General features: G+C 65.3%; 16 protein-coding genes. 8 read left to right on the plus strand and 8 right to left on the minus strand.

Going from position 1 to position 23914, the window contains the following annotated elements:
- The gene (gene mdeB, locus AC1DMA_RS15110; RefSeq protein ID WP_478144714.1) at positions 1–2664 is read right to left on the minus strand and encodes an alpha-ketoglutarate dehydrogenase; all 2664 of its coding nucleotides are present in this window, start codon (positions 2662–2664) and stop codon (positions 1–3) included.
- Between the two features lie 106 nt (positions 2665–2770).
- On the opposite strand from mdeB, the gene AC1DMA_RS15115 reads away from it, so the two are divergent.
- Positions 2771–3232, plus strand: coding sequence for an Lrp/AsnC family transcriptional regulator (locus tag AC1DMA_RS15115; RefSeq protein WP_478127461.1), 462 nt, complete (start codon positions 2771–2773; stop codon positions 3230–3232).
- An 83-nt stretch (positions 3233–3315) separates the two neighbouring features.
- The gene (locus AC1DMA_RS15120; protein WP_478144715.1) at positions 3316–5730 is read left to right on the plus strand and encodes a PhoX family protein; all 2415 of its coding nucleotides are present in this window, start codon (positions 3316–3318) and stop codon (positions 5728–5730) included.
- Between the two features lie 328 nt (positions 5731–6058).
- On the opposite strand, the gene mltA is transcribed toward AC1DMA_RS15120, so the two are convergent.
- Entirely contained in the window at positions 6059–7198 is a 1140-nt protein-coding gene (gene mltA, locus AC1DMA_RS15125; protein ID WP_478127463.1) for a murein transglycosylase A, read from the minus strand.
- On the opposite strand from mltA, the gene AC1DMA_RS15130 reads away from it, so the two are divergent.
- On the plus strand, positions 7197–7352 hold the full coding sequence (locus tag AC1DMA_RS15130; RefSeq protein ID WP_478144716.1) for a hypothetical protein: 156 nt from the start codon (positions 7197–7199) through the stop codon (positions 7350–7352). The genes mltA and AC1DMA_RS15130 overlap by 2 nt on opposite strands.
- A gap of 101 nt (positions 7353–7453) precedes the next feature.
- Positions 7454–8098, plus strand: coding sequence for a YiaD family glycine zipper/OmpA-like lipoprotein (locus tag AC1DMA_RS15135; RefSeq protein ID WP_478127465.1), 645 nt, complete (start codon positions 7454–7456; stop codon positions 8096–8098).
- Positions 8099–8227: 129 nt separating this feature from the next.
- Here AC1DMA_RS15135 and AC1DMA_RS15140 read toward each other — a convergent pair whose 3' ends face one another.
- Genes AC1DMA_RS15140 through AC1DMA_RS15155 form a run of 4 tightly spaced genes read right to left on the minus strand, consistent with a single transcriptional unit; the run spans position 8228 to position 15892 of the window.
- Positions 8228–8854 (minus strand): response regulator transcription factor, encoded by a 627-nt coding sequence (locus AC1DMA_RS15140; RefSeq protein WP_478127466.1) that lies wholly within the window; start codon positions 8852–8854, stop codon positions 8228–8230.
- A 20-nt stretch (positions 8855–8874) separates the two neighbouring features.
- Positions 8875–10965 (minus strand): two-component system sensor histidine kinase NtrB, encoded by a 2091-nt coding sequence (locus tag AC1DMA_RS15145; RefSeq protein ID WP_478144717.1) that lies wholly within the window; start codon positions 10963–10965, stop codon positions 8875–8877.
- Positions 10953–11768 carry a carbon-nitrogen hydrolase family protein gene (locus AC1DMA_RS15150; protein WP_478144718.1) on the minus strand — a complete coding sequence of 272 codons (816 nt, stop codon included), beginning with the start codon at positions 11766–11768 and terminating at the stop codon, positions 10953–10955. Before AC1DMA_RS15150 ends, AC1DMA_RS15145 begins: the two co-directional genes overlap by 13 nt.
- Before the next feature lie 26 nt (positions 11769–11794).
- A complete protein-coding gene (locus tag AC1DMA_RS15155) occupies positions 11795–15892 on the minus strand; it encodes a YhdP family protein (RefSeq protein WP_478144719.1) in 4098 nt (1365 codons plus the stop codon).
- A gap of 25 nt (positions 15893–15917) precedes the next feature.
- Here AC1DMA_RS15155 and glnE point away from each other — a divergent pair, with 25 nt between their 5' ends.
- Complete coding sequence (gene glnE, locus AC1DMA_RS15160) at positions 15918–18701, plus strand: bifunctional [glutamate--ammonia ligase]-adenylyl-L-tyrosine phosphorylase/[glutamate--ammonia-ligase] adenylyltransferase (RefSeq protein WP_478144720.1); 2784 nt, start codon at positions 15918–15920, stop codon at positions 18699–18701.
- A gap of 31 nt (positions 18702–18732) precedes the next feature.
- Complete coding sequence (locus tag AC1DMA_RS15165) at positions 18733–19797, plus strand: septal ring lytic transglycosylase RlpA family protein (RefSeq protein WP_478144721.1); 1065 nt, start codon at positions 18733–18735, stop codon at positions 19795–19797.
- Positions 19798–19913: 116 nt separating this feature from the next.
- Here AC1DMA_RS15165 and AC1DMA_RS15170 read toward each other — a convergent pair whose 3' ends face one another.
- Complete coding sequence (locus AC1DMA_RS15170; RefSeq protein WP_478127472.1) at positions 19914–20771, minus strand: ferritin family protein; 858 nt, start codon at positions 20769–20771, stop codon at positions 19914–19916.
- Between the two features lie 115 nt (positions 20772–20886).
- Between AC1DMA_RS15170 and AC1DMA_RS15175 the strand changes: the two genes are divergently transcribed.
- On the plus strand, positions 20887–21498 hold the full coding sequence (locus AC1DMA_RS15175) for a glutathione peroxidase (RefSeq protein ID WP_478144722.1): 612 nt from the start codon (positions 20887–20889) through the stop codon (positions 21496–21498).
- Positions 21499–21755: 257 nt separating this feature from the next.
- Here the strand turns inward: AC1DMA_RS15175 and AC1DMA_RS15180 are convergent, their stop codons facing one another.
- The gene (locus tag AC1DMA_RS15180; protein WP_478144723.1) at positions 21756–22367 is read right to left on the minus strand and encodes a glutathione S-transferase N-terminal domain-containing protein; all 612 of its coding nucleotides are present in this window, start codon (positions 22365–22367) and stop codon (positions 21756–21758) included.
- A gap of 158 nt (positions 22368–22525) precedes the next feature.
- Between AC1DMA_RS15180 and purB the strand changes: the two genes are divergently transcribed.
- Positions 22526–23905, plus strand: a complete 1380-nt coding sequence (gene purB / locus AC1DMA_RS15185; RefSeq protein ID WP_478144724.1) for an adenylosuccinate lyase — start codon at positions 22526–22528, stop codon at positions 23903–23905.
- Positions 23906–23914: the final 9 nt, after the last annotated feature.

Raw genomic sequence — 23914 nt, forward strand, 5'->3', positions numbered from 1 at the left:
TCAGCGCGGTGCGAGCGAATGCCGCGCGGCGCGCACGATGCTTTGCGCATCGACACCGAAGAAGCGGCGCAAGGCTGCCCGCGTGTCGCTGCGGCCAAAGCCGTCGGTGCCGAGCGTGAGGAAGCGCCGACCTTGAGGGAGAAAGGCGCGAATGCTTTCGGGCACAGCACGGACGTAGTCGGTCGCCGCAATGATCGGGCCGCTTCCGCCGGCGAGGAGTTGCGCGATGTAGGGCGCGCCAGTATCCGGGTCGCCAGACAGCGCGCGCTCTTCCCGGATGCGACCGTCGCGCGCAAGCTCGCTCCAGCTCGTGACACTGAACACATCCACGGCGATGCCTTCGGCCGCCAACTGTTCAGCGGCCTTGATGACTTCCGTCAGGATCGCGCCGGAGCCGAGCAAGGTCAACTCGCGATTGCCTTTTTTCGATGCCGGCTGCCCGCCGGTCCATGTCTTGAATCGATAGCAACCACGCAGCACGTCGGCTTCGACACCCGGCGGCAGATCGGGCTGCGCGTAGTTCTCGTTCATCAGCGTGACGTAATAGAACGCGTCCTTCTGCTCGACCATCATCTCGCGGATGCCCGCATCCACGATGACCGCCATCTCGCCGGCAAAGGCCGGGTCGTACGCCTTGCAGTTCGGAATGGTTGCCGCGATCAGGTGGCTCGATCCATCCTGGTGCTGCAACCCTTCGCCGCCCAATGTGGTGCGCCCCGACGTGGCGCCCAGCAGAAAACCGCGCGCACGCTGGTCAGCCGCGGCCCAGATCTGGTCGCCCACGCGCTGGAAGCCGAACATCGAGTAGTAGATATAGAAAGGCAGCATCGCCAGGCCATGCACGCTGTAGCTCGTGGCCGCCGCCGTCCAGCTTGCGATGGCGCCGGCTTCGCTGATGCCTTCTTCCAGAATCTGTCCGTCGGTGGCTTCGCGGTATGAAAGCACGGAGCCGATGTCTTCCGGCGCATAGCGCTGGCCCACGCTCGAATAGATGCCCACCTGCTTGAAGAGATTCGCCATGCCGAAGGTGCGCGCCTCGTCAGCGACGATGGGCACCACGCGCGGGCCGAGCGCCTTGTCCTTCATGAGGTTTCCCAGCAGGCGCACGAAGGCCATCGTAGTGCTCATCTCCTTGCCCGCGGCGGCGACGGCGAATTGCGCGTAGGCGGCGATGTCGGGCTTGGGCACGACGTCGCAAACGGTCTCGCGGCGCGGCATGCTGCCGCCGAGCGCGGCGCGACGGCCGAGCAGGTAGTGCATCTCGGCGCTGTCATCGGCCGGCTTATAGAACGCGGCGGTGGTCGCCTGTTCGTCCGTGAGGGGCAGGTTGAAGCGGTTGCGAAACTCGATCAGGTCGGTGTCGTCCAACTTCTTCTGTGAGTGCGTGGTCATCTTGCCCTGACCCGCCGTACCCATGCCGTAACCCTTCTTGGTGTGCGCAAGGATCACCGTGGGCTGCCCCTGGTGTGCAGCGGCCGCGGCGTAAGCAGCATGGATCTTCACGAGATCATGGCCGCCGCGCTTCAGGCGATCGATCTGCTCGTCGGTCATGCCTTGCGCGAGGCGCGCGAGTTCACCGTCCTGCCCGAAGAAGGTGTCGCGGTTGTATCGGCCATCCTTGGCCGCGAAGGTCTGCATCTGCCCGTCGACTGTGTTGGCAAACGCGCGCACCAATGCGCCGTTCACGTCGCGCGCGAAGAGGCCGTCCCAATCACTGCCCCACACCAGCTTGATCACGTTCCAGCCCGCACCGGCGAAGAGCTTTTCGAGCTCATCGATGATTCGGCCGTTGCCGCGCACCGGCCCGTCGAGGCGCTGCAGATTGCAGTTGACGACCCAGACGAGGTTGTCGAGCTTCTCGCGCGCGGCGAGTGTCAGCGCGCTCATGGACTCGGGCTCGTCCATCTCTCCGTCCCCGAACACGCCCCACACCTTGCGGCCTCCGCAATCGAGCAGATTGCGATTCGTGAGATAGCGCATGAAGCGCGCGTGATAGATCGAGCTGATGGGGCCGATGCCCATCGAGCCGGTCGGGAACTGCCAGAAGTCCGGCATCAGGTACGGATGCGGATAGCTACTCAGTCCGCGAGCGCCCTTCCCGTCGACGAACGCCGGCGCCGTCAGCTCCTGGCGGTAATGCATCAGGTCTTCTTCGCCCAGGCGGCCCTCGAGGTACGCACGCGCATAGACACCGGGCGCGCTGTGCGGCTGGAAGAACACGAGATCACCGCGATGAGAAGCCGTGCGGGCATGGAAAAAATGATTGAAGCCCGTCTCGAACAGATCCGCCGCACTGGCGTAGCTCGCGATGTGTCCGCCGAGTTCGCCGTAGGCCAGATTGGCGCGCACCACCATCGCGAGCGCATTCCAGCGCATCAGCGAGGCAAGCCGCTCTTCGATCGCGAGATCGCCGGGAAAGACCGGCTGCGCGTCGACCGCGATGGTGTTGACGTATGGCGTCGACAACTCCGGCTGCCAGGCGATGCGCTGGGCCCGCGCCATGCGCGCCAGTTCGTCGAGCATCCAGCGCGCGCGTTCAGGGCCCTGCGTCTCGGCCAGCGAGATGAAGGCTTCGCGCCATTCGGCTGTTTCGGCAGGGTCCGCGTCGCGCAGGGCTGCATCGGGCACGGCGCGCAATGGGTCGGGAGAGATCGGGGCGTTCATAGGCCGCACTTTAGGCTGCGTTCGCTGACATTGGATGCTGTTTCTACATCTATACCGGCAAGAGCACCGCATAAACTGCCGCAACATCCTTCAACCGGAGCACTTCATGCAACTCGACGCTCTTGACCTTCGCATCCTCGATGAATTGCAGCGCGACGGCGCGCTTTCGAACGTCGAACTCGCGCGCCGGGTGCATCTTTCGCCGTCTCCCTGCCTGGCGCGCGTCAAGGCGCTCGAGAACGCTGGCGTGATCCGGCACTATGTGGCGCTCGTCGACGCTAGCGCGCTCGGCCTCGGCCTGAACGTGTTCATTTCCATCAGCCTGAAGACGCAAAGCAAGCAATCGCTGGCGGAGTTCGAGCAGCGCATCGCGGAGCATGAGGAGGTCATGGAGTGCTACCTGATGACCGGCGACAGCGACTACCTGATCCGCGTTGCCGTCGCCGACATCGCCGCCCTTGAGAAATTCATCCTCGAACAACTCACGCCCATCAGCGGCATCGAGAAAATCCGCTCGAGCTTTGCGCTCAAGCAGGTCCGCTACAAGACGGCGTTGCCGCTTCCCTGAGAGGATGTTCGCGCTGGGCCGCAGCGACACAGAAGTTTCATATTGCGTGGCTATGGTCAGGCTCTCGTCAGCCAGACCACAAGATGAAACATCCTTCCGCACCCCCCGCATCCGTCAACGCCATCGACTCCATCGATCCGGACGACCTCGACAACAACGCGAGTTCCAACGCCAGTCTTCACGACGTCATCGCCGCGCGCATGCATCGCCGTCACTTGCTGCGCGGCGGCGTCGGCGCGCTGACAGCGGCCACGCTGGGCCCTTTGGCGCTGAGCGCCTGTGGCGGAGGCAGCAACGGCGGCATCTTCGCGCCCGCGCCTGCCACGACGCCCTCGCCGGCACCGGCGCCGACACCCGCGCCCGCACCGGGCCCCGCAGAGCCGAAGCTCGGCTTCTCGGCTGTCGGCAAAGACCTTGCGGACCGCATCACCGTACCGGCCGGCTACACCGCCACGGTGATCTACGCGACGGGCGATTCGATCGACCCCGCCGTCAGCGACTACAAGAACAACGGCACCGACGACACCTTTGGCCGCCGCAGCGGCGACCAACACGACGGCATGCACTACTTCGGCCTGGGCGCTGACGGCAAGCCGTCTCCCGGCGCCAACGAACGCGCGCTGATGGCGATCAATCACGAGGCCATCAACGGCACCGTGGTCTTCATGCACCCGAGCGGGCAGACCAATGCCGGCTCCAGCGCCGGTCCGCGCCCCGAAGCAGAGGCGCTCAAGGAAGTGGAAGCGCACGGCGCGTCCGTCGTCGAGATCGCCCGGTCGAACGGCAAGTTCGCAGTGGTCAAGGGCTCGCCCTTCAACCGCCGCATCACGCCGCGCACGCCGATGGCGTTCGGAGGGCCCGCGCGCGGCTCGGCGCTGCTGAAGACGGCCTACTCGCCCGCCGGTACCGACACGCGCGGCATGATCGGCAACTGCGCGTCCGGCTACACCCCGTGGGGCACCTACCTGACCTGTGAAGAAAACTTCGCCGGCTTTTTCAGGCGCGGCGCGGCCGACGATGCGAAGCGCACCGCCAAGGAACTTGTGGCCTTCAAGCGAATTGGCCTTGCGCAGGGCGCAGGCGGCGGCCAGCGTTGGGCCACCGTCGTACCGGCGGACGGCACGAGCACCGAATACGCGCGATGGGATGCAAGCAGCATCGGCGCCTCCGCGGACGGCAGCGATGACTTCCGCAACACGGCCAATACCTTTGGCTGGGTGGTCGAGATCGATCCGTACGATCCGACTTCAAAACCGGTCAAGCACACCGCCCTCGGTCGCTTCGCGCATGAAGGCGCATGGCCCAGCAACCCCGTCGTCGGCAAGCCGCTGGCCTTCTACATGGGTGACGATTCGCGCAGCGAGTACGTCTACAAGTACGTCTCGAAAGCGTTGTGGAGCGCGGCCGATGCCAACCCGGCCGACCGCCTCGCCACCGGCAGCAAGTACCTCGACGACGGCACGCTCTATGCAGCCAAGTTCAACGCTGACGGCACCGGCACATGGCTCAAGCTCGACCTGAGCAATTCCGCCCTATCAGGCAATGCGGCATATGCCTTCGCCGATCTCGCGGACGTGCTGGTCAACGCGCGCCTCGCCGCCGATGCGGCTGGCGCCACCAAATGCGACCGACCCGAATGGACAGCCGTGAACCCGAAGAACGGCGAGATCTACATCACCATGACCGAGAACCCCGATCGGGGCGCAGTCGGCACCACGAGCAGCAACAACGTGCCGAACCCGGATGTCGACCCCGCCTTTCCGCGCTATTGGCTCGACAACAAGGGAGTCTCGACGCAGAACGCCACGGCCTCCACGTCGAAGGGCAACGTCAACGGTCAGGTCATGCGCATCCGTGAGAGCGGCAACGACGCGTCCTCCGCTACCTTCAACTGGGACATCTTCCTGTTCGGCAGCCAAGCCAAGGCCGATGCCGGACTCGATGACGTCAACTACCAGAAGAACGTGAATCTGTCCGGCCTCTCGGACTTCAATGACCTCTCCAAGCCCGACGGCTGCTGGTTCTCGCGYGCGAGCGGCATCCTGTGGATCGAGACCGACGACAACGCCTACACCGACGTCAGCAACTGCATGCTGCTCGCGGCGATCCCTGGCGAATACGGCGACGGCGGCAAGATCGAAGTCGTCAACCAGCCCAACGGCAAACCCGGCGCAGCCGCCACCGCCCCAGTCACCGTGACCACCTACGCCGGCAAGAAGGTGAACGACACCATCTTCAAGCGCTTCCTCACCGCCCCCTTGGGCGCCGAAGTCACCGGCCTGGCCGAATCCCCCGACGGCAAGGCGCTATTCATCAACATCCAGCACCCCGGCGAAAACACCTCCGCCGCCAGCATCGCCGACCCCAGCAAATACGAAAGCCACTGGCCCGGCAACGGCGCCGGCGTCGCAGCCTACGGCCCCGGCGGCCCCACAGCCCGCCCCCGCTCCGCCACCGTAATGATCACCAAGGACGACGGCGGCATCATCGGCCTCTAACCACACCCACCCGCCTCCGCAACGCCTTCCAGAAACACCGCGGAACCGGCTCCGCCGGGCCGCCGGTGTTGCCCCCGGTCAGGGGGAAGGCGAAGCGACACGAAGTGCGCAAAGCCTGGGGGCGAGCAACAAGAACACCGCGGAACCGGCTCCGCCGGGCCGCCGGTGTTGCCCCCGGTCAGGGGCAAGGCGCAGCGACACGAAGTGCGCAAAGCCTGGGGGCGAGCACCAGGAACACCGCGGAACCGGCTCCGCCGGGCCGCCGGTGTTGCCCCCGGTCAGGGGGAAGGCGAAGCGACACGAAGTGCGCGCAGCCTGGGGGCGAGCCCTATTTAGGCCAAAGCGCCCAAAGCCGCAGCGGCTGATTCATCCTCGCTGCGATTCGCCCCGCATCCGCGCCGGTGCCGGCGAAGTAGTCCGCCCGCACCGCCCCCACGATCGCGCTGCCCGTGTCCTGCGCCACCACCAGCTTCGCCAAAGGCATGGCCGGCCCCGGCGACGCAAGCCAGACCGGCGTGCCGTACGGAATGCTGTCTCGGTCCACAGCGATCGAGCGCCCGGCAGTAAGCGGCACACCCTGCGCCCCCACCGGACCCGAAGAAGCGTCGACTTCAGACATGGATTCCTCGCGGAAGAACACGTAGCGCGGATTGCTCCACAGCAACTGCGACAGACGCTGCGGGTTCTGAGCCACCCACAGCTTGACGTCGTCAGGCCACAAGCTGACCTTGGGCACGCCTTGGCTGATGAGCCATTGCTGCACGCTCCGGTACGGCTGCTCGTTGGTGGCCGAAAAGGCGACACGGATCACATGCTGTGTGCCATCGGCTTCAGTCATGCGCAATCGCCCCGAACCCTGGATGTGGAGCATGAGCGCGTCGATTGGATCCGCGAGCCACGCGATCTCACGACCCCTCAGCGCGGCCTGCGCCTGCGGCAGCGTGTCGATCTCCTGACGCGTGTACCAGGGCCGCTTCGGAACTAGTCCGGCTGGCGCCTGATAGATGGGCACCGTGTGCGTGGCATCGGGACGGCGGGTGGCGTCGTACACCGGTTCGTAGTAGCTGGTGAGCTTGCCATCGGTCGGGCCGGTCGGCGATTCGACCCGGTAGGGCTGCAGCCGCTGCATCATCCATTCGCGCTGCTCGCCGGTCTCGGCGAGCGACAACTGCCGGACCTCCCGACACAGCGGCGCAAATGCGGCGTTGGGGCGCGCGCAGTTCGAAATCATCGCCACCCAGCCTTCATGCAAGGCGTCATCGTTGAAGCCCGGCAGCTCGGACCACGCGACGGGCACCCAACGGCTCTTCGGATGCGCGAGCGAACCGGTGAGCGGACCCAGGTCGCGAGGCGGCGTGCCCACGCTCGGCGTTGCAATCGGCACTTCGGGCTGCCTGATGCTGGTGGAACAGCCGGCGAGCGTTGCTACGATCGCGAGCCCAACCAGCCACTGGAGTCCTTTTTTCATGGGTCTGATTTTGCTTGAAGCCCTGGGCGCCGGAATCGTGTTCATCCTCATCATCTGGTGGACCATGTTCTCGGGACGCAAGCGCGGCGAGTTGCACGACGATGCGGACACCGACGAGACACCCGCATCCGGCGACAACGCACGACGCGACTGAAATGCGCCGCATGCGTTACATGCTGAAACTGCCGACGCCCCTGGAGCCGACCCCTCGCTCTGGATAATCGCCCGGTCAATTCTCACCATCGAAAGGGTCCAATGAAAAAACTCGTACTCGCAAGCTGCGCCGCCGCCTACGTGCTCTCCGGATGCGCGGACATGAGCACGACGCAGAAGAACACGGGCATCGGTGCAGGCGTTGGCGCGGTCGCTGGTGCAGCGATTGGCTCGGCGACCGGCCGCAACGCAGGCGCTGGTGCGGCCATCGGCGCATTGGCGGGCGCAGCGGGCGGCTACCTGTGGTCGCAGCGCATGGAGAACCAGAAGCGTCAGATGGAAGCCGCGACCAAAGGCACCGGCGTCGCCGTGACCCAGACCCCGAACAATGAACTGAAGCTCGCAATCCCGAGCGACGTGTCGTTCGACGTGGGCCGCTCGGTCATCAAGCCCAACTTCTCGCCGATCCTCGACCAATTTGCCTCCGGCCTTCGCAACAACCCGAACGCCGAAGTCCGGATCATCGGCCACACCGACAGCACCGGCACTGACGCGATCAACGATCCGTTGTCGATCCAGCGCGCCGCCGCAACGCGCGACTACCTGATCGCACGCGGCGTGTCGCAAAGCGCGTTCAAGATCGACGGCCGCGGCTCACGCGAACCCGTCGCGGACAACAACACCCCCGCAGGACGCGCCCAGAACCGCCGCGTCGAAATCTACGTTGGCGAACGCGCGCAAGGATAGCCCCCGCGCGGAGGCCCCGGCTCCTTAGTGAAACACCGCGGAACCGGCTTCGCCGGGCCGCCGGTGTTGCCCCCGGCAGGGGGTAGGCGAAGCGACACGAAGTGCGCGCAGCCTGGGGGCGAGCAACGTTCACATTCCGCGAAGGAGATTGGCGAGTTCGACGGCTGACTTGACTTCCATCTTCTCGAAGACGCGGGCGCGGTGGACTTCGACGGTGCGGACGCTGATCGACAGTTGATCGGCGATCAGCTTGTTGGGCAAGCCTTCGACGACGCAACGCATGACGTCGCGCTCGCGGTCGGTCAATTCGCCGATGCGCCGCTTCAATACCTGACGTGCGCGCTCCGCCTCGACCGCGCGCAGTGACGCGCCGAGCGCCTGCTCGATGCGGTCGACCAGTGCGTTGTCCGAAAAAGGCTTCTCGCAAAAATCGAAGGCGCCGCGCTTGACGGCATCGACTGCCGTGGGCACGTCGGCATGGCCGGTCAGGAAGATCACCGGCATCGCATCCACCAGGCCGCGCTCGGCCAGCCGGTCGAACAGCACCAATCCGCTGGTGCCGGGCATGCGCACGTCGAGCAAGAGGCAATGCGGCCGGTCGCTCAGCGGTTCGGAGGCCAGCCTGGCCTCGAAAGCTTCGGCGCTCGCGAAGCTCTCGCTCGACAGCCGTCGAGAACGAAGCAGCCATGCCAGGGCATCGCGGACGCTCGCATCGTCGTCGACGATAAAAATCAGGGCATCGATCAGGGGTTGCATAAATATGGGCCGACGGACTCTCAGGCCGCCGGCAGTGTGAAGCGAAATAGGGTGCCGCGAGGCCGCTGCGGCTCGAACATCAGCACCCCGCCGTGCTGCTCGACGACCGTGCGGCACAGGCTGAGGCCGAGGCCCATGCCATCGGATCGCGTCGTGAAGAAAGGCGTGAACAGGCGAGCGGCCACCTCGTCGCTGATGCCTGAGCCGACGTCGGCCACTGAGAATTCGAGCCAGCGGCGTGCGTCCGCACCCGAGGCGGCTTCGCGGTTGCGGCCTGTGTTCCGCGCGCGAGCGACCTTCAGGCGCAGCACGCGATTGCTCAAGCCGGGCATGTCCATGGCTTGCATGCCATTGCGAGCCAGATTCAGCAGCACCTGCTCGACCAGCGTGCGGTCGCAGTACACGGAAGGCAGTGAGTCTTCGACGAAGACGTCGATCTGCACGCCCAGCTTGCGTGCCTGCAGGCGCACGAGCGGAAGCACCGCATCGATCAGGGCATGCGGCGCGACAGTCTCGCGGGTACGATCGCGCCGCCGAACGAAATCGTGGACGCTGCGAATCACCCGCCCGGCACGGTCGGCCTGTTCGGCGATACGGCGCACGGCCATGGCGACATCGTCGCGATGGCTCTGCAGCGAACTCTCGTCGGGCGCCTGCAGCAGATTGAGCGAGCCGCTCGCGTAGCTGGCAATGGCCGCCAGCGGCTGCGTCAGCTCATGGCTCAGGAGCGATGCCATTTCACCCACCGTCGCGAGGCGCGCGCTGGCCTGAAGCCGCTCCTGGCTCGCGCGCGAAAGCTCCTCGATGCGGCGCTGCTCGCTGATGTCGATGAAGGCGCTCATCCATCCCGTTTGCGAGCCGTGCGCGTTGATCAGCGGCGCCTCGAAGATCAGCACCGGAAAACGGCTTCCGTCCTTGCGCATGAACACCGATTCGAAGCCTTCGCGCGGAGGCACGCCGCCGGCCATCCGCACCGCCTGTCGGCTTTGGTATTCGTGGGCGAGTTCGGTCGGCCAATAGGGCGCCTCGTCGCCGCCGCTGGCGGTGAGTTCCTCGACGCTGAAGCCCACCATTTCGCAGAAGGCAGGGTTCACATAGGTGATGCGGCCCTGAAGATCGCGCGCGCGCAGGCCCGTGATGACGGAGTCCTCCATGGCCTTGCGAAACGCGAGCGCATCGGCGAGGTCGTGCTCGGCGCGCTGGCGTCGACGCGTGTCGCGCGCCAGCAGCACCAGCACGGACACGAGCGCGATCGATATCGCCGTGACCAGCGCCGTCAGCATGTTCGGGAAGAGATCCGGCACGGCACGCCAGCCGTCGACCCGCAGCATCAGCGGCGCGCCGGGAAGATCGATGAGCTGCTGCGACGTGAAGACACGGGTGCCGACGCGACGCTGAACACCAATCGCCACCAGCCGCGTGCCATCCGCCTCGGTGAAAGCGACCTCCTGTCCACGACTCAGCGTGGGGGCGACCAGTTCAGTCAACATGTCCCGCAGCGAATAGGAGGCGATGAGATAGCCGCCGCCCTCGACTGGCAGGCACATTTCCATGACTTCCAGGCCGTTGCCCTGAGTGACCGGAACATAGTGGCTCGGCGAATAGGCGGCGCCGCCGAGCTTGCGCGCAGTGGCGCAGGCGAGCGCCACATCCGAAGGCTCCTGCCCGCCGCGATCGGACTCGTCGAAGATGCGCCGGCGGTAGGGTGTGTCGACCGCCGCCTGCGTCTGCAAGCCGGCATCTCGCCATTCGAGCCGCAGCCATTCGCGGTGCTCGCGCAGGAGACTGCCGGCGCGAAGATCCCACTGCTCGCGATTTACGCCGCCAGCGAGCGAAGCGCGCAAGGTCTGCACGTTGCGCTGCAGGCCTCCACGCAAGTCCGCCACGGCATCGGCCGTGTCACGGTCCAGCACCGTCTGTGCCTGCTCGACCTCATGCCGCCCGGCCAGCCACACGACAGTGACGAGCAACGCAAGCACGAGGATGGCCAGCAGCACCCACAGGAACCAGCGCCTCCATACCGATCGCAGGAAGCGCAGCCGCGCGAATGCGGGGCGAAGGACGCGGGCGACGGGCAGCGTGGGCGAGGACACCGTCTTCAGAGCACGCAATGAGACAGCGCCGGCAGTTGCGTGCGCGCGCGTTCGACCTGCTGCGCATCGACGTCGAACAGCACCACCGCCTCTTCAGCGGCCTGCTGCGCAACCACGGATCCCCAGGGGTCGACCACCATCGACTGGCCCCAGGTTTGGCGTCCGTTCTCGTGTTTGCCGCCTTGTGCGGGCGCAACCACCCAAGCAAGGTTCTCGATCGCGCGGGCGCGCAGCAGCACCTCCCAATGCGCAGCCCCCGTGGTGTGAGTGAACGCGCTGGGTACCAGCAGGAGTTCGGCACCCTCGCGGGCCAGCGCCCGATAAAGCTCGGGAAAGCGAAGGTCGTAGCACACGCTCATTCCGACGCGCCAGAGATGACCGTCCCGCGAGGGCAGATCGAATGTCACAGGCTGACTGCCGGGCGCGATCACGCGCCGTTCGTCGTAGCGCTCGCGGCCGTTGTCGAAGAAAAAGAGATGGATCTTGTCGTAGCGCGCGACGCAGGCGCCGTCCGGTGCATAGACCAGCGAGCTGTTGTAGACGTGGGTGTCATCGCCCGTCTCGAGCGGCAGAGTGCCGCCGACGATCCACAAGCCGAGTTCGCGCGCGGCGTCCGAGAGAAAGCTCTGTACCGGACCCGAGCCCGTCGCCTCGCGCAGCCCCAGCTTGTCCGTATCCCGCGCGCCCATCATGCAGAAATATTCCGGCAGGACGGCGAGTTCGGCGCCCCCTTCCGCAGCTTCGGCCAGCAGCGCGCGGGCGCTCGCCAGGTTGGCTTCGCGGGTGATGGCCGACACCATCTGGATTGCAGCGACTTTCATGGCGAATGTCTCCTTCGGTTTTGCTTCTAGCGCGGAGCGGGTGCCACCGGCGCGCTCTGCGCTTCCGGCAGCAGCCGGCGGGGCACCTTGGTGATTTTCGGGTCGGTCCAGGTGCCGTCGATCTTGAACTCCTGCGTGGCGGCCGCGATGAGCGGCCTGCTCAGCACCATCTGCGCGAGGAAGGTGCCCAGGCCGATCGCGGGATTGATCGCCGTGGCCACCAGCGCCGCGGTCCCGGCATTGATCTCCGGCACGACCACCACGCGGATGCTCTGCGTTTCCCGCGCCAGGTCGGCGGAACCGTCCATCAGTACGGCGGCGTTCACGCCCTTCATCTGCAGGTTGTTCGTCGACGCGACGCCCTGGTCGAACTTGACGTCGCCGCGCAGAAAGTCGAATGCGAAGCCTTCGCTGAAGACATCGCGGAAGTCGAGTGTCAGCCGTCGCGGCAAGGCCTGCAGGCTGAGCACGCCCAGCAGCTTGGCAATGCCGGGCTCGGCCTTGAGGAACTGTCCCGTTTCGACGTTGATCTGCAGTTGCCCGCCAAGGCTTGGGTAGTCGATTGCGAACGGCGAGCCGGTCCACTGCACCGCGCCTTCCAGCCGGCCCCGGCCGCGCCGCACGACGTCCTTCATGCCAAACCGCGTGAGAAGGTTGCCGGCATCCGCAATCTCGAGCTTGAAGTCCATGCTGGTGCGGCGCTGCTCGCGCCCGCCTGAGGCACCACCACCCGGAAGCGCACCCCACGTGCCCTGCGCGGTAAAAGTGGCATCCGGATTGGACAGCGCCAGCCGATTGAGCCGCCATTCACGCGCGGCGCCGCCACGATTGACCGCGTCGATCTCCGCACGCCCGAGCCGGTGTCCGAAGAGCTCGAAGTCGTCCACCACGATGTCGAGGGCAGGCAGCGTACTGGGTTGTTCGTCGAGCAGCGTTTCGACGGCCGTGGCCTCGCTGCGTGCGATCTTCAGTCGTGCCAGCCGCGCATACAGGCGACCAGACTGCGTATGCCGGTATTCGGCATAGCCGCTGAGCTCCGCCGCGTCGATATTGGCGCGCCAGAGCGACCCCTCGCGCGTTCCGCCAAGCACAACGTCGTGCAACGTCCTGCCACCGACGGCGAGTTCCCGCGCCCGCAGGGCGATGAGAGTGGGCAGATAGGAGAGCGCGTCGTCCGCGCTTTCATTGGCGCCGGCGGCTTCCGGCGCCCTGCCGGTTGCGTCTGCAAAGAGTGCCTGCCAGGCAGCGATGTCGAGGCGATCGAAGCGCAAGTTCGCGAAGATGCCGCGATCGGGCGGCGCCGCCGATTCCCCCGCCGAGAGGCCGACGCCGACTCCGCCTCGCAGCACCTTCGGTTCGCTGCCGGAAAGGTCGCGCACGTAGGCCGCCGATACCGCGCGTCCGAGATCGATCGAGATCTGGTCGTTGATGGGCTGCGTGGCGCCGCCCGTCGAACGAGAGCCGCGCAGGACGACCTTCTTTTCGATGCGCAACGGCATCGACTCTTCGACCGCCTTGGTCAGCGGCGGCGGCATTTGCAGCCCCAATCCTTGAAGACTGCTGGTGAGCAGAAATTCTGGAACGCCGTCACGCACGGAGAAGGTGGCCGCATAGGCTGTACCGCCGCTTGCGCCCCTGGCAAGGCGCGTCAGCCAGTCGACTTCGCGCGCGGCGCGCAGCCCCTCTGCGGTGGCATTGCCTTGCACCCGAAAGTTCAGGTCCTGGACCGCATTGCCGAAGCGCCCGTTGCCCTCGATGCGCACTGCGCCGCCCAATGCGCGCGCCTGAATCGCCGCCAGCGAAAAGCCCGTCTCGGTGATGTTGACCGTGCCGCGCACCTGCGTCAACGCGGGCGCGGAAGAAGCGAGTTGCAGGTCGTTGTCGGTGAGCACGATACCTGCCTGCACCTTCGACTTGTCCATGGCTGAAAGCGGCAGCTCGAGGCGCAGCCTGTAGTCGGCGTTGCCGGTTGCGCGCATGTCGGCCAGCGTCTTCTCGGCGTCGCCTGCCAGCGGTGCGCCCACGCGCAGCACTTCGGCAAGGGCGCCCTTGGCCTGCGCATCGACCTTCAACAGCGCGGCATGGTGCGACATGTCGGCGATCTGCGCCTCGGCCTTCGTCAGTTCCACGCCGGGCGCGCCGACGATACGCCCGCGTGCGTTGCGCACCAGCATGCCGGCCCGTTCGAAGACGAGCTCGCCGGAAAGCCCCGTCAGCGCGGGCCACGACTTGGACGCGTTCGGCATGGAGGGAACGTAGGCATAGGTGACGTCGGCCACCCGCGCGGCGATGCGGAAGTCGCCTTGCTTCGGGTCCATGAACGGCATGTCGTACAGATCGCCCCGCACCTTGAAATCGACAGAACTGGCCGTTCCCTTTGTCACTGCGTCTCGCACGTAGTCGCGGGTGCCCTTGGGTATATGCAGCGGCAGGTAGCGATAGACCCGCGTTCCATCGGCTCGCGTGAGCTTTCCTTGCAAATCGAGAATGCCTGGATAGCGCGCGCCGCCGCCGGACACCGCCGGATCGCTGGTTCGCCAACTGGCCTGCGCCTCGCCTTCGGCGTCGACATTGGCAAAGCGCAGGTTCGAAACCTGCAACTGGACGGCCTCTCCGTCGACCTTCCACTGCGCCTGCATCGACATCCGGTCGATGGGGATCACTGGTTCCTCGAAAACACCGGGAAAATCGAGCGCGCCGTTTGCAATGGACGCGGTGGCGCTGCCGCCCGTCTGGCTGGCGTCGAACTCTACTGTGGCGCCGCGCACGCCCGGCGTGCCCACCGGGACCGGCGGCGGTTCGGCCGTGGCTGTTGCCACCGCCTCGACCGGCGCCCCGGGCTGTGACGCAATGCCGAAGGCACTCAGCCGCCCGCGCACCTGGTATTTGTCGGGCTTGGACGCCGGACCCTGCCAGTTCGCATCGACGCGCTCGACGAGGCCGCTCAAACCGAATTCACCGATGAGCTTGCGCGTGGCTTCGCCGAACGGCAAGCGGTCCGCGATGAGCGCCAGCGCGGCGAGGTCCAGCCGATCGGCACGGAAGGCGCCGCGCTCCGCCGCGCGGTCTTTGGCGGGTGTGTGCTGCAGCCAGATGTTGCCGCCAGGCCAACGCTTTCCACCGGCCGTATCGAACTGCAGATTGGTGGTCGAGAATTCGAAGGTTTCATTGTCGAGACGGCCAGCGAGACGCCCCGTCACGTCACGAAGAAACAGCGGCTGAAGGCCCTTGGCCAGCGAGACGTCGACCCTTTGCAGCGCCAGATCGGCGACGGCCCCCGTGAGCTTGCCGTCCGTGATGTCCGCCCAGAGCCGCATTCCTCCACTGCCTTCGCGAATACGCGCGTCGAGGTCCACGTAGCCGCCAAGGCGCGTGACATCGACATACGGGAGATTCGCGAAGATCTTGCCGTCCCAGGTCTTCCAGTTGCCCCTGTGCACCGACAAAAGGGGTTGGCGGAAATCGCCGACGAGGGTGAACCGCTCGCCCCAACCTGCCGGCGGTGTCGCGTCCAGGCGCATGGCGTGACGCCGCCCGCCGTTGCGCGCAACGAACTGAACATCGGTCAGCCGCAGCGGCTCCATCCTGCGGCCTTCGTCGATCCAGACGACCGTGCCGCCCCGCACGACGAGCTCGCGCTGCGCAAAGAACCAGTCGGCGCCGTCGCGCTCGCCGCTGGTCTCGGCCGACATGTCGATGCCCGCGATGTGGAGCTTGCCGGCGGCGTCGCGCCGCACGTCGACCTGCGGCTCTTCGATGTAGAGCTGCTCGAAACTGAGATTCCAGAGCGATCGCGGCGAAACGCTCGCCACCACGCGCATCAGGCGCAGCGCCTCTTGCTCGTTCGAATCCTGGAGCACGACATCGCGCAGCTCGATGGTGGGGAACAATCCGCCGGACTGTGCAGTTACCGAACCGATGCGTACAGGTACACCGATGGCCCGGCTGGCTTGGGCTTCGAGGGCACCACGGTAGTCGCCGATTCGCGGCACAATCCAGACGTGTAGGACAACGACGGACAGCACGAGCAGGAGCCATGCACCGAAAAGCAATGCCAGCAACCAGCGCGCCGTTACAGCGGTGATCTTGAGCAGACGTGAAGGGGAAGACGTCGTGTCGTTCATTGAGGATCGCGCTGTGTCGAGAATTATGACTGCCAGCTCCCAACCCGGTTCCAACGGCCCCGGCTCCGCGCCGCATGGCGCGCCACAGGCATCCGCGCCCACGACGCCGTTGGCCGGCTACTCGCGCTTCGTTCAACGCCTGAGGCGCCGCTATGCCGGCGAGCTGTCGTTGCTGCCGCCCGGCGCACCGGTTCTCGCGCACATGGCCCAGGCATATGAATCCCTTCGCCGCCGCGGGGACAATGCCGCCGACGCGCTGCGCATCGTGCGCCAGCTCGTGATGGAACGGCTGATTACCCTCGATTGCGACCAGCAGGCGCCGCTCGCCGTCGTGACGACCGCGGTCACCGAACTCGCTGAATTTGCACTCGACGTCGCCTGCCATGAGGCCTGCACTGAACTCGACGCGGCCCATGGCGCGCCCATCGGAGCCGACGGCCAGCGCGCGCAGATCTGGATCGTCGGAATGGGCAAGCTCGGTGCGCGCGAACTCAACGTGTCGAGCGACATCGACCTCATCTACCTGTACGACCAGGATGGCGACACGCTCGGCGACATCGACGGCCGGGGCAAGCTGTCCAACCAGGAATACTTCGCGCGGGCGGTGAAGCGCATTTATGCACTGGTGGGCGACACCACTGAGCACGGGTTCGTGTTCCGCGTCGACCTGGCGCTGCGACCGAACGGCAATTCAGGTCCGAGCGTGGTTTCGCTCGACGCGCTCGAAGAGTATTTCCAGGTGCAAGGTCGCGAGTGGGAGCGTTTTGCGTGGCTCAAGAGCCGCGTGGTCGCGCCGCGATCGGTGGTGACCAGCGGCTCGGCCCAAGCGCTTCGGGGCGTGGTTCTGCCCTTTGTCTTCCGCCGCTATCTCGACTACAGCGTGTTCGACTCGTTGCGTACGCTGCACCGGCAGATTCGCGAACAGGCATCGCGCCGCAGCGCTGGAAGGCCGGAGCGCGCGAACGACGTGAAGCTGTCGCGTGGCGGCATCCGCGAGATCGAATTCACGGTCCAGTTGCTTCAGGTGGTGCGCGGCGGGCAATTCCCGGAGCTTCGCACCCGCCCGACGCTCGATGCGCTGCAGCGACTGGCGCGCGCCAACCTGATGCCGCAGGAAGCCGCCGACGAGTTGGCCGCCGCATACGTGTTCCTGCGGCGCGTCGAGCATCGAATCCAGTACCTGGATGACCAGCAAACACACGTGCTGCCGGTCAGCGACGACGACGTCCGATGGATCGCGCAGACGCTCGGCTTTGCCGATTGCTGCAGCTTCCTCGCCCAACTCGATACACACCGCGAGCTCGTCGCCCAGGAATTCGACAAGCTGCTCGGCGGCAAGGCGCCTTGCAAGCGATGCAACGGCGGCGCGAGCGCGGCGCCGACCGATCTGGCCGACCTGATCGACGGCCTGCCCGCACCTTTTGCCGAACGCATCGAAGCATGGCGCGAGAACCCCCGCATCCGGGCCTTGCGCGACGAAACACGTGCCCGCCTGCGCCAACTCGTGCACCGCACGGGGCAATGGCTGCGCGAACCCGACAGCGAGGCGCCCGGCAAGATCGGCCATCACATCGACGCGGCGCTGCGCTGGGCGGACTGGATCGAACCGCTCCTGCGGCGCGAGAACTACATCGCCCTGCTTGTCGAGCGGCCCGCCGTGCAGGAGCGCTTGCTGCGACTGCTCGGCTCCGCCAAGTGGCCGGCGCGCTATTTGATGCAGCACCCGGGTGTGATCGACGAGCTCGCGAGCGACGAGATGCTCTCGGGCCGCTTTGTCGCGACGGAGTTCGAGCGCGAACTCGAAGCGCGGCACCAGTCGCTCACCCGAACCGGCGAAGCCGATGAGGAGCGTTTGCTCAATCTTTTGCGCCACGCCCACCACGCGGAGCTGTTTCGCACGCTCGCTCGTGACGTCGACGGGCGCATCACGGTCGAGCAGGTGGCCGATGATCTCAGCGCCCTGGCCGACGCGGTGCTGCGCGCCACGGCGCGCTGGTGCTGGCCGCATGTGCGCAATCCGCACCGCGAACGGCCACAGTTCGCGATCATTGGATACGGAAAACTCGGCGGCAAGGAACTCGGCTACGGGAGCGACTTGGACATCGTCTTTGTCTATGACGACGACGACGAACGCGCGGGCGAGGTGTATGCGGCCTATGTGCGCAAGCTCATCAACTGGCTGACGGTGAAGACGCGCGAAGGCGATCTGTTCGAGATTGACACGGCGCTGCGGCCGAACGGCAATTCGGGTTTGCTCACCACCAGCTTCGAGGCCTACGAGAAGTATCAGCTTGGCCGCGGCAGCAACACGGCCTGGACCTGGGAACACCAGGCCATGACGCGTGCGCGCTTCGTACTCGGCGATGCGTCGCTGGGGGAGCGGTTCGACCGCGTCCGTGAAGCCGTGATCACCGCGCCGCGCGATCGCGATGCCCTCAAGGCCGAGATCGTTGCCATGCGCGAAAAGGTGCGAGCAGCGCGGCCGGTGAAGCCCGATCACTTCGACGTCAAGCACAGTGCGGGCGGCATGGTCGACGCCGAATTCGCGGTGCAATTTCTCATCCTCTCCGCAGCCAAAGCCCACCCTGAACTGGTCCCCAACGTCGGCAACATCGCCCTGCTCGTGCGCGCGGAAAACGCCGGTTTGCTGCCCCAAGGCATCGGCCAGAACGCCGCGGCGGCATACCGTGAACTGCGTCGTGTGCAGCACCGGGCGCGGCTCAACGAAGAACCGACGCAGGTGCCGATGAGCTCTCTCGTCCACGAGCGTGAGGCCATGTTGGCACTTTGGAAGGCGGTCTTTGGATAGGACGACGCTCGCCCCCAGGCGTGCCCACCTCGTGTGGCCGCCCATCCGCTCTCAGGGAGCAACGCGCGTCATTTCGCTGGTCCTTCTGTTGCTCGCCGGTTGCGCGAGCGGCCCCAAGAGTGGCGGCTTCGGGCGCGACGGCGCCGATGCCAGCCCGCCCCCGAACCTGAGCCAGGTCCCCGATGCGGAACCCCGCGTCGAACCCATCCGCAGCAGCGGTGGAACCAGCAAGCCCTATGTCGTGCTGGGCCGCTCGTATGTTCCCATCGTCGATGACCGCCCATTCCGCGAGAGCGGCTTGGCGTCCTGGTATGGCCGCAAATTCCACAGCCAATCGACCGCCAGCGGCGAGCCCTACGACATGTACGCGATGACCGCGGCCCACAAGACACTGCCGTTGCCGAGCTATGTGCGCGTTCGCAATCCGGCAAACGGTCGCGAAGTGATCGTGCGAGTCAACGACCGTGGGCCTTTTCACGACGACCGCGTCATCGATCTGAGCTATACCGCCGCGCTCAAGCTGGACTTGCTGCGCGGCGTTGCGCCTGTCGAGATCGAACGCATCACCAACGACGACATCCGCACAGGTGCTTGGCGTCGCGGCAATGCCGATGCCACGCAGTTGGCAAGCCGTACGCCGCCGCCCACACCTGCCGAACTTGCCCCGGCGGCGGACAGCGTCGCCGTGCCAGCAGCATTGACGGCGCCAGTCGCGGCCACGCCGCGCTTCGAGGCAATGGAAGTCTCGCCTCTGGCACCGATGGCTCCGCTTTCAACCGCTGCCGCATCGCCCCCGATCGCTTCGCCCATGCTGCCGTCCGAAGGCGCAGCTTCGGCGCCAACGCAAAGAGTGCAAGGTGTGCAAGGCTTCTGGGTACAACTCGGCGCATTCAGCCAGCGAGATGGCGCGACGCGCTTTCAGCAACAGGTCGCACGCGATCTGCCCAGCCTCGCGCCGTCCCTCAACGTCTTCAGCGAGCGCGGCACCCACCGCCTGCAAGCCGGCCCCTACGCCTCACGCGAATCAGCCCGCAACACCGCAGAGCAAGTCCGCAACGGCCTCCAACTAACCCCCGTGATCGTAGAGCGCCACTGACGGCGATGCGTCTTCAGAGGAGGGCCGCCGCGCCCGGCCGCCCGAAGCGGCCGGCCGCCCCCGGCAGGGGGTTGGCGAAGCGACACGAAGTGCGCGCAGCCTGGGGGCGAGCTTGGCTAGGCTCCCTGGTACTCGGGCTTCGGCCCGAGCGAAGCCGCCAGCTCTTTGCGATAGCGATTCAGTTCCTGCACGGTCTTGAAGCTCCTGTTCATCAGCAAGCTCAAGTTGTGAAGGATGCGGTCGCCGACCTTGTTTTCCCAGACCGTGTCGAACTTGATCTGCTTGTCGAGCCAGTGCTCGAGCCAGTCGGGGTCCGGCACACGGCTCTGGATCGTGTCGTTGGGGAAAAGCGCCTTGTTGACGTGCAGGTTGGTCGGGTGCAGCGCCTGCGCGGTCCGGCGGGCGCTAGCCATGAGCACGCCCACCTTGGTGAATGCCGAACGCGCCTCGTCGCCGAACTTTTCGAGCGCACGCTTCATGTAGCGGAGATAGGCGCCGCCATGGCGCGCCTCGTCCTGGCTGAGCGTGGTGTAGATGTGCTTGATGACGGGCTCGGTGTGCCACTCCGCCGCGCGGCGATACCAGTGGTTGAGGCGGATTTCGCCGCAGAAATGCAGCATGAGCGTTTCGAGCGGCGGCGCGGGATCGAAATCGAAGCGCACGTCGTGCAGTTCCTGTTCGGTCGGCGCGTGCTGCGGGCTGAAGCGCTTGAGATATTCCATCAGCACCAGTGAATGCTTTTGCTCTTCGAAGAACCAGATCGACATGAAGGCCGAGAAGTCGCTGTCATGCCGGTTGTCGCGCAGGAACATCTCGGTGGCAGGCAATGCGGCCCATTCCGTGATGGCATTCATCTTGATGGTCTGGGCCTGCTCTTCGGATAGCAGGGTCCCGTCGAATGACTGCCACGGAATATCCTTGTCCATGTCCCAGCGGACGGATTCGAGTTGTCTGAAGAGTTCCGGGTACAGCATTGGTGTCTTTCTGAAGCCGCTGGATTTTAGACGGCGGTCTTGGCGCGTCCATGACACGCGCAAGAACATACAAATACGCGTACGCTTCCCATGCGCAAAACTGAGGAAATCCGCCATGCGAATTCACGTCCGGCTGCCGTTGACGATTCTTTTGGCCATAGCCGCCGTGGCCAGCTTTCTCCCCCGCAGCGCAAAGGCTGACGACGCCAAAGCCGCCTCGACCGCGGCATCCGCCTGCCCAGCCATCCTGCAGCACACCTTTGCGCGGCTTCAAGATGAGAAACCCCAGAATCTGTGCCAGTACACGGGCAAGGTGCTGCTCGTCGTAAATACCGCGAGCTTCTGTGGATTTACACCCCAGTACAAAGGTCTCGAATCCCTGGACAGCAAATACCGCGCTCGGGGCTTGGTCGTGCTTGGTTTCCCGTCCAACGATTTCGCGCAAGAGGCAGGTTCGAACAAGGAAATCGCCGACTTCTGCGAAAGCACCTTTGGTGTCAAATTTCCGATGTTTGCGAAAAGCTCTGTCCGCGGAACAGACGCCAACCCATTGTTCAAGGAGTTGGCGCGCGCTTCGGGAACAACGCCGAAATGGAATTTCTACAAGTACCTGATCGCGCGGGACGGAACGGTGGTCGAGTCTTATTCAAGCCTCACGACGCCTGAGGATCGATCCTTCATCCGCGATGTCGAAAAGCAACTCGGTCCCGATCGATCGACCCACTGATCGATTTACCGTCACAAACGCTTACCTCTCGCGCGGGAACCGGTCGCCGGGGCCACGCTCATAACGGTTTCGGGTGTGGATCACCCTATCGGTTTCATGTTGCGAGGTCTTCCAGGTGCGTGTCGCTTGGTTGAAATCCCGAGGCGATTCTTCTCCTCCTCCCTCCCTCCCTCCTTCGTCTCGGGGCGCCTCGCAACGTTTTTATCTCCACCAAAAAAATGCCCCGCATTGCGGGGCATTTTTTTGTCTGGGCCGGCTCAAGGGCAGGTGTCGGCGAAGCTGGGCCGCAACATCAACTTGTCGTAGAGCTTGGCAAGATTCGGGTGATCGCCGCGCCAGTCGATATCGGGAAAGCGATGGGCGATCCAGCCAAGTGCACAGCCCACCGCAATGTCCGAAAGACTCAGGTGGATCCCGCTGCAGAACGGCTTGTCGGCGAGCCCCTTGGCCATGGCCGCGATCCCATTGAGGACCTTCGCGCGCTGGCGGTCCATCCAGGCCCGGCTGCGTTCGCCGTCGGCACGATGTGCCCACGTTGCTTCGAGCCGCCAAAGCACGCCCGCGTCCATGACGCCATCAGCCAGCGCTTCCCAGGTCTTGACTTCCGCCCGCTCACGGCTTTGCTGTGGAATCAGCTTGCCGACCGGCGAGAGCGTGTCGAGATACTCGACGATCACGCGCGAATCGAACATGGCTTCGCTGCCGTCCATGATCAGGCAGGGCACCTTGCCGAGTGGATTGGCACTGGAAATGGTGGTATCGGCAGACCAGACGTCTTCGATCACGAACTGGTAGTCGAGCCGCTTCTCGGCCATGACCACTCGCACTTTGCGCACGTAAGGACTGGCAGCGGATCCGATCAGTTTCATTCGGGCTTTCCCCCCATCAGGGTCATCGTTGTAGCGCTTTGATTCTATGGGAACCGGACCACTGCGGAATCGACGTTGCCCTCCCGGCCCGTTCTTGGCGTGCGGCGGCGAGCCGGAGCCGCAATTGCTTCGAGCCGGGCGAGACCTAAAATTCGCCGATGAGTTTCTCCACCGTTTCCGCGCTTTCCCCCCTTGATGGCCGCTACGCGCCAAAGCTCGCGGCACTGCGCCCGCTGATGAGCGAACAGGGCTACATGCACCGGCGGGTGCAGGTCGAAGTGGCGTGGTTCATCGCCCTTTCGGACTGCGGCTTCGCTGAATTCAAGCCACTCACCGGAGGCGCCCGCAAGTATTTGCTCGGGCTGGTCTCCAACTTCTCGGAGGCCGACGCGATAGCGATCAAGCAGATCGAGAAGACCACCAACCATGACGTGAAGGCCGTCGAGTACTGGATCAAGTCGAAGTTCGAGGCGCGGCCCGAGCTGCTTGCCGCTTCGGAGTTCGTGCACTTCGCCTGCACCAGCGAAGACATCAACAACACGAGCCATGCGCTGCAGATCCAGGCGGCCCGCGAGAAGGTGATGCTGCCCGCCATCGACGGCCTGATCTCGACCTTGCGCGAGATGGCGACGAAGTTCGCTGACGTATCGATGCTTTCGCGCACGCACGGACAGACCGCCAGCCCGACCACCGTGGGCAAGGAAATCGCCAACGTCGCCGTGCGTCTGTCGAAGGCGCGCGAGCAGATCGCGGGCGTGCAGTTGCTCGGCAAGATGAACGGAGCGGTCGGCAACTACAACGCGCATCTGGCGGCGTGGCCAGACTTCGACTGGGAGGCGTTCAGCCGAAAAGTGGTCGAGACGCCCGCGCCGCTGGGTCTGGGTCTGACTTTTCAGCCATACAGCATCCAGATCGAGCCACATGACTACATGGCCGAACTCTTCGACGCGATCGCTCGGGCCAACACGATCCTCATCGACTTCTCGCGCGACATCTGGGGTTACGTGAGCCTCGGGTACTTCAAGCAGCGGCTGAAGAAAGGTGAAATCGGCTCCTCGACGATGCCGCACAAGGTCAACCCGATCGACTTCGAGAATGCTGAAGGAAATCTCGGCCTTGCGAATGCGGTTCTTCGCCACCTGAGCGAAAAGCTGCCCATCAGCCGCTGGCAGCGCGACCTGACCGACAGCACCGTGCTGCGCAACATCGGCGTCGCGCTCGGCTATGCCACGCTCGCTTATGCGAGCTTGGCGGCCGGCTTGGGCAAGCTCGAACTCAACGAAGAAGCGTTGGCAGCGGATCTGGACGCTTCATGGGAAGTGCTCGCAGAACCCATCCAGACGGTGATGCGGCGCTTCGGCGTGCAGGGTGCGTACGAGCAGTTGAAGGAAGTGACTCGCGGCAAGACGGTCACGGCCGAGGCGCTGCATGGGCTGATCCGCTCGCTTGCGATCCCTGACGCCGAAAAAGATCGGCTGCTGGCCATGACGCCGGCCAGCTACATCGGCAAGGCTGCCGAATTGGCCCGGCGGGCATGATGGCCCCCA

Source organism: Variovorax sp. 05N34 (assembly GCF_056397405.1).

Coding starts and splice junctions, on each gene's coding strand:
- mdeB (WP_478144714.1), bottom strand. CDS start 2,664: ATGAACGCCCCGATCTCTCCCGACCCATTGCGCGCCGTGCCCGATGCA.
- AC1DMA_RS15115 (WP_478127461.1), top strand. CDS start 2,771: ATGCAACTCGACGCTCTTGACCTTCGCATCCTCGATGAATTGCAGCGC.
- AC1DMA_RS15130 (WP_478144716.1), top strand. CDS start 7,197: ATGGGTCTGATTTTGCTTGAAGCCCTGGGCGCCGGAATCGTGTTCATC.
- mltA (WP_478127463.1), bottom strand. CDS start 7,198: ATGAAAAAAGGACTCCAGTGGCTGGTTGGGCTCGCGATCGTAGCAACG.
- AC1DMA_RS15135 (WP_478127465.1), top strand. CDS start 7,454: ATGAAAAAACTCGTACTCGCAAGCTGCGCCGCCGCCTACGTGCTCTCC.
- AC1DMA_RS15140 (WP_478127466.1), bottom strand. CDS start 8,854: ATGCAACCCCTGATCGATGCCCTGATTTTTATCGTCGACGACGATGCG.
- AC1DMA_RS15150 (WP_478144718.1), bottom strand. CDS start 11,768: ATGAAAGTCGCTGCAATCCAGATGGTGTCGGCCATCACCCGCGAAGCC.
- AC1DMA_RS15155 (WP_478144719.1), bottom strand. CDS start 15,892: ATGAACGACACGACGTCTTCCCCTTCACGTCTGCTCAAGATCACCGCT.
- glnE (WP_478144720.1), top strand. CDS start 15,918: ATGACTGCCAGCTCCCAACCCGGTTCCAACGGCCCCGGCTCCGCGCCG.
- AC1DMA_RS15170 (WP_478127472.1), bottom strand. CDS start 20,771: ATGCTGTACCCGGAACTCTTCAGACAACTCGAATCCGTCCGCTGGGAC.
- AC1DMA_RS15175 (WP_478144722.1), top strand. CDS start 20,887: ATGCGAATTCACGTCCGGCTGCCGTTGACGATTCTTTTGGCCATAGCC.
- AC1DMA_RS15180 (WP_478144723.1), bottom strand. CDS start 22,367: ATGAAACTGATCGGATCCGCTGCCAGTCCTTACGTGCGCAAAGTGCGA.
- purB (WP_478144724.1), top strand. CDS start 22,526: ATGAGTTTCTCCACCGTTTCCGCGCTTTCCCCCCTTGATGGCCGCTAC.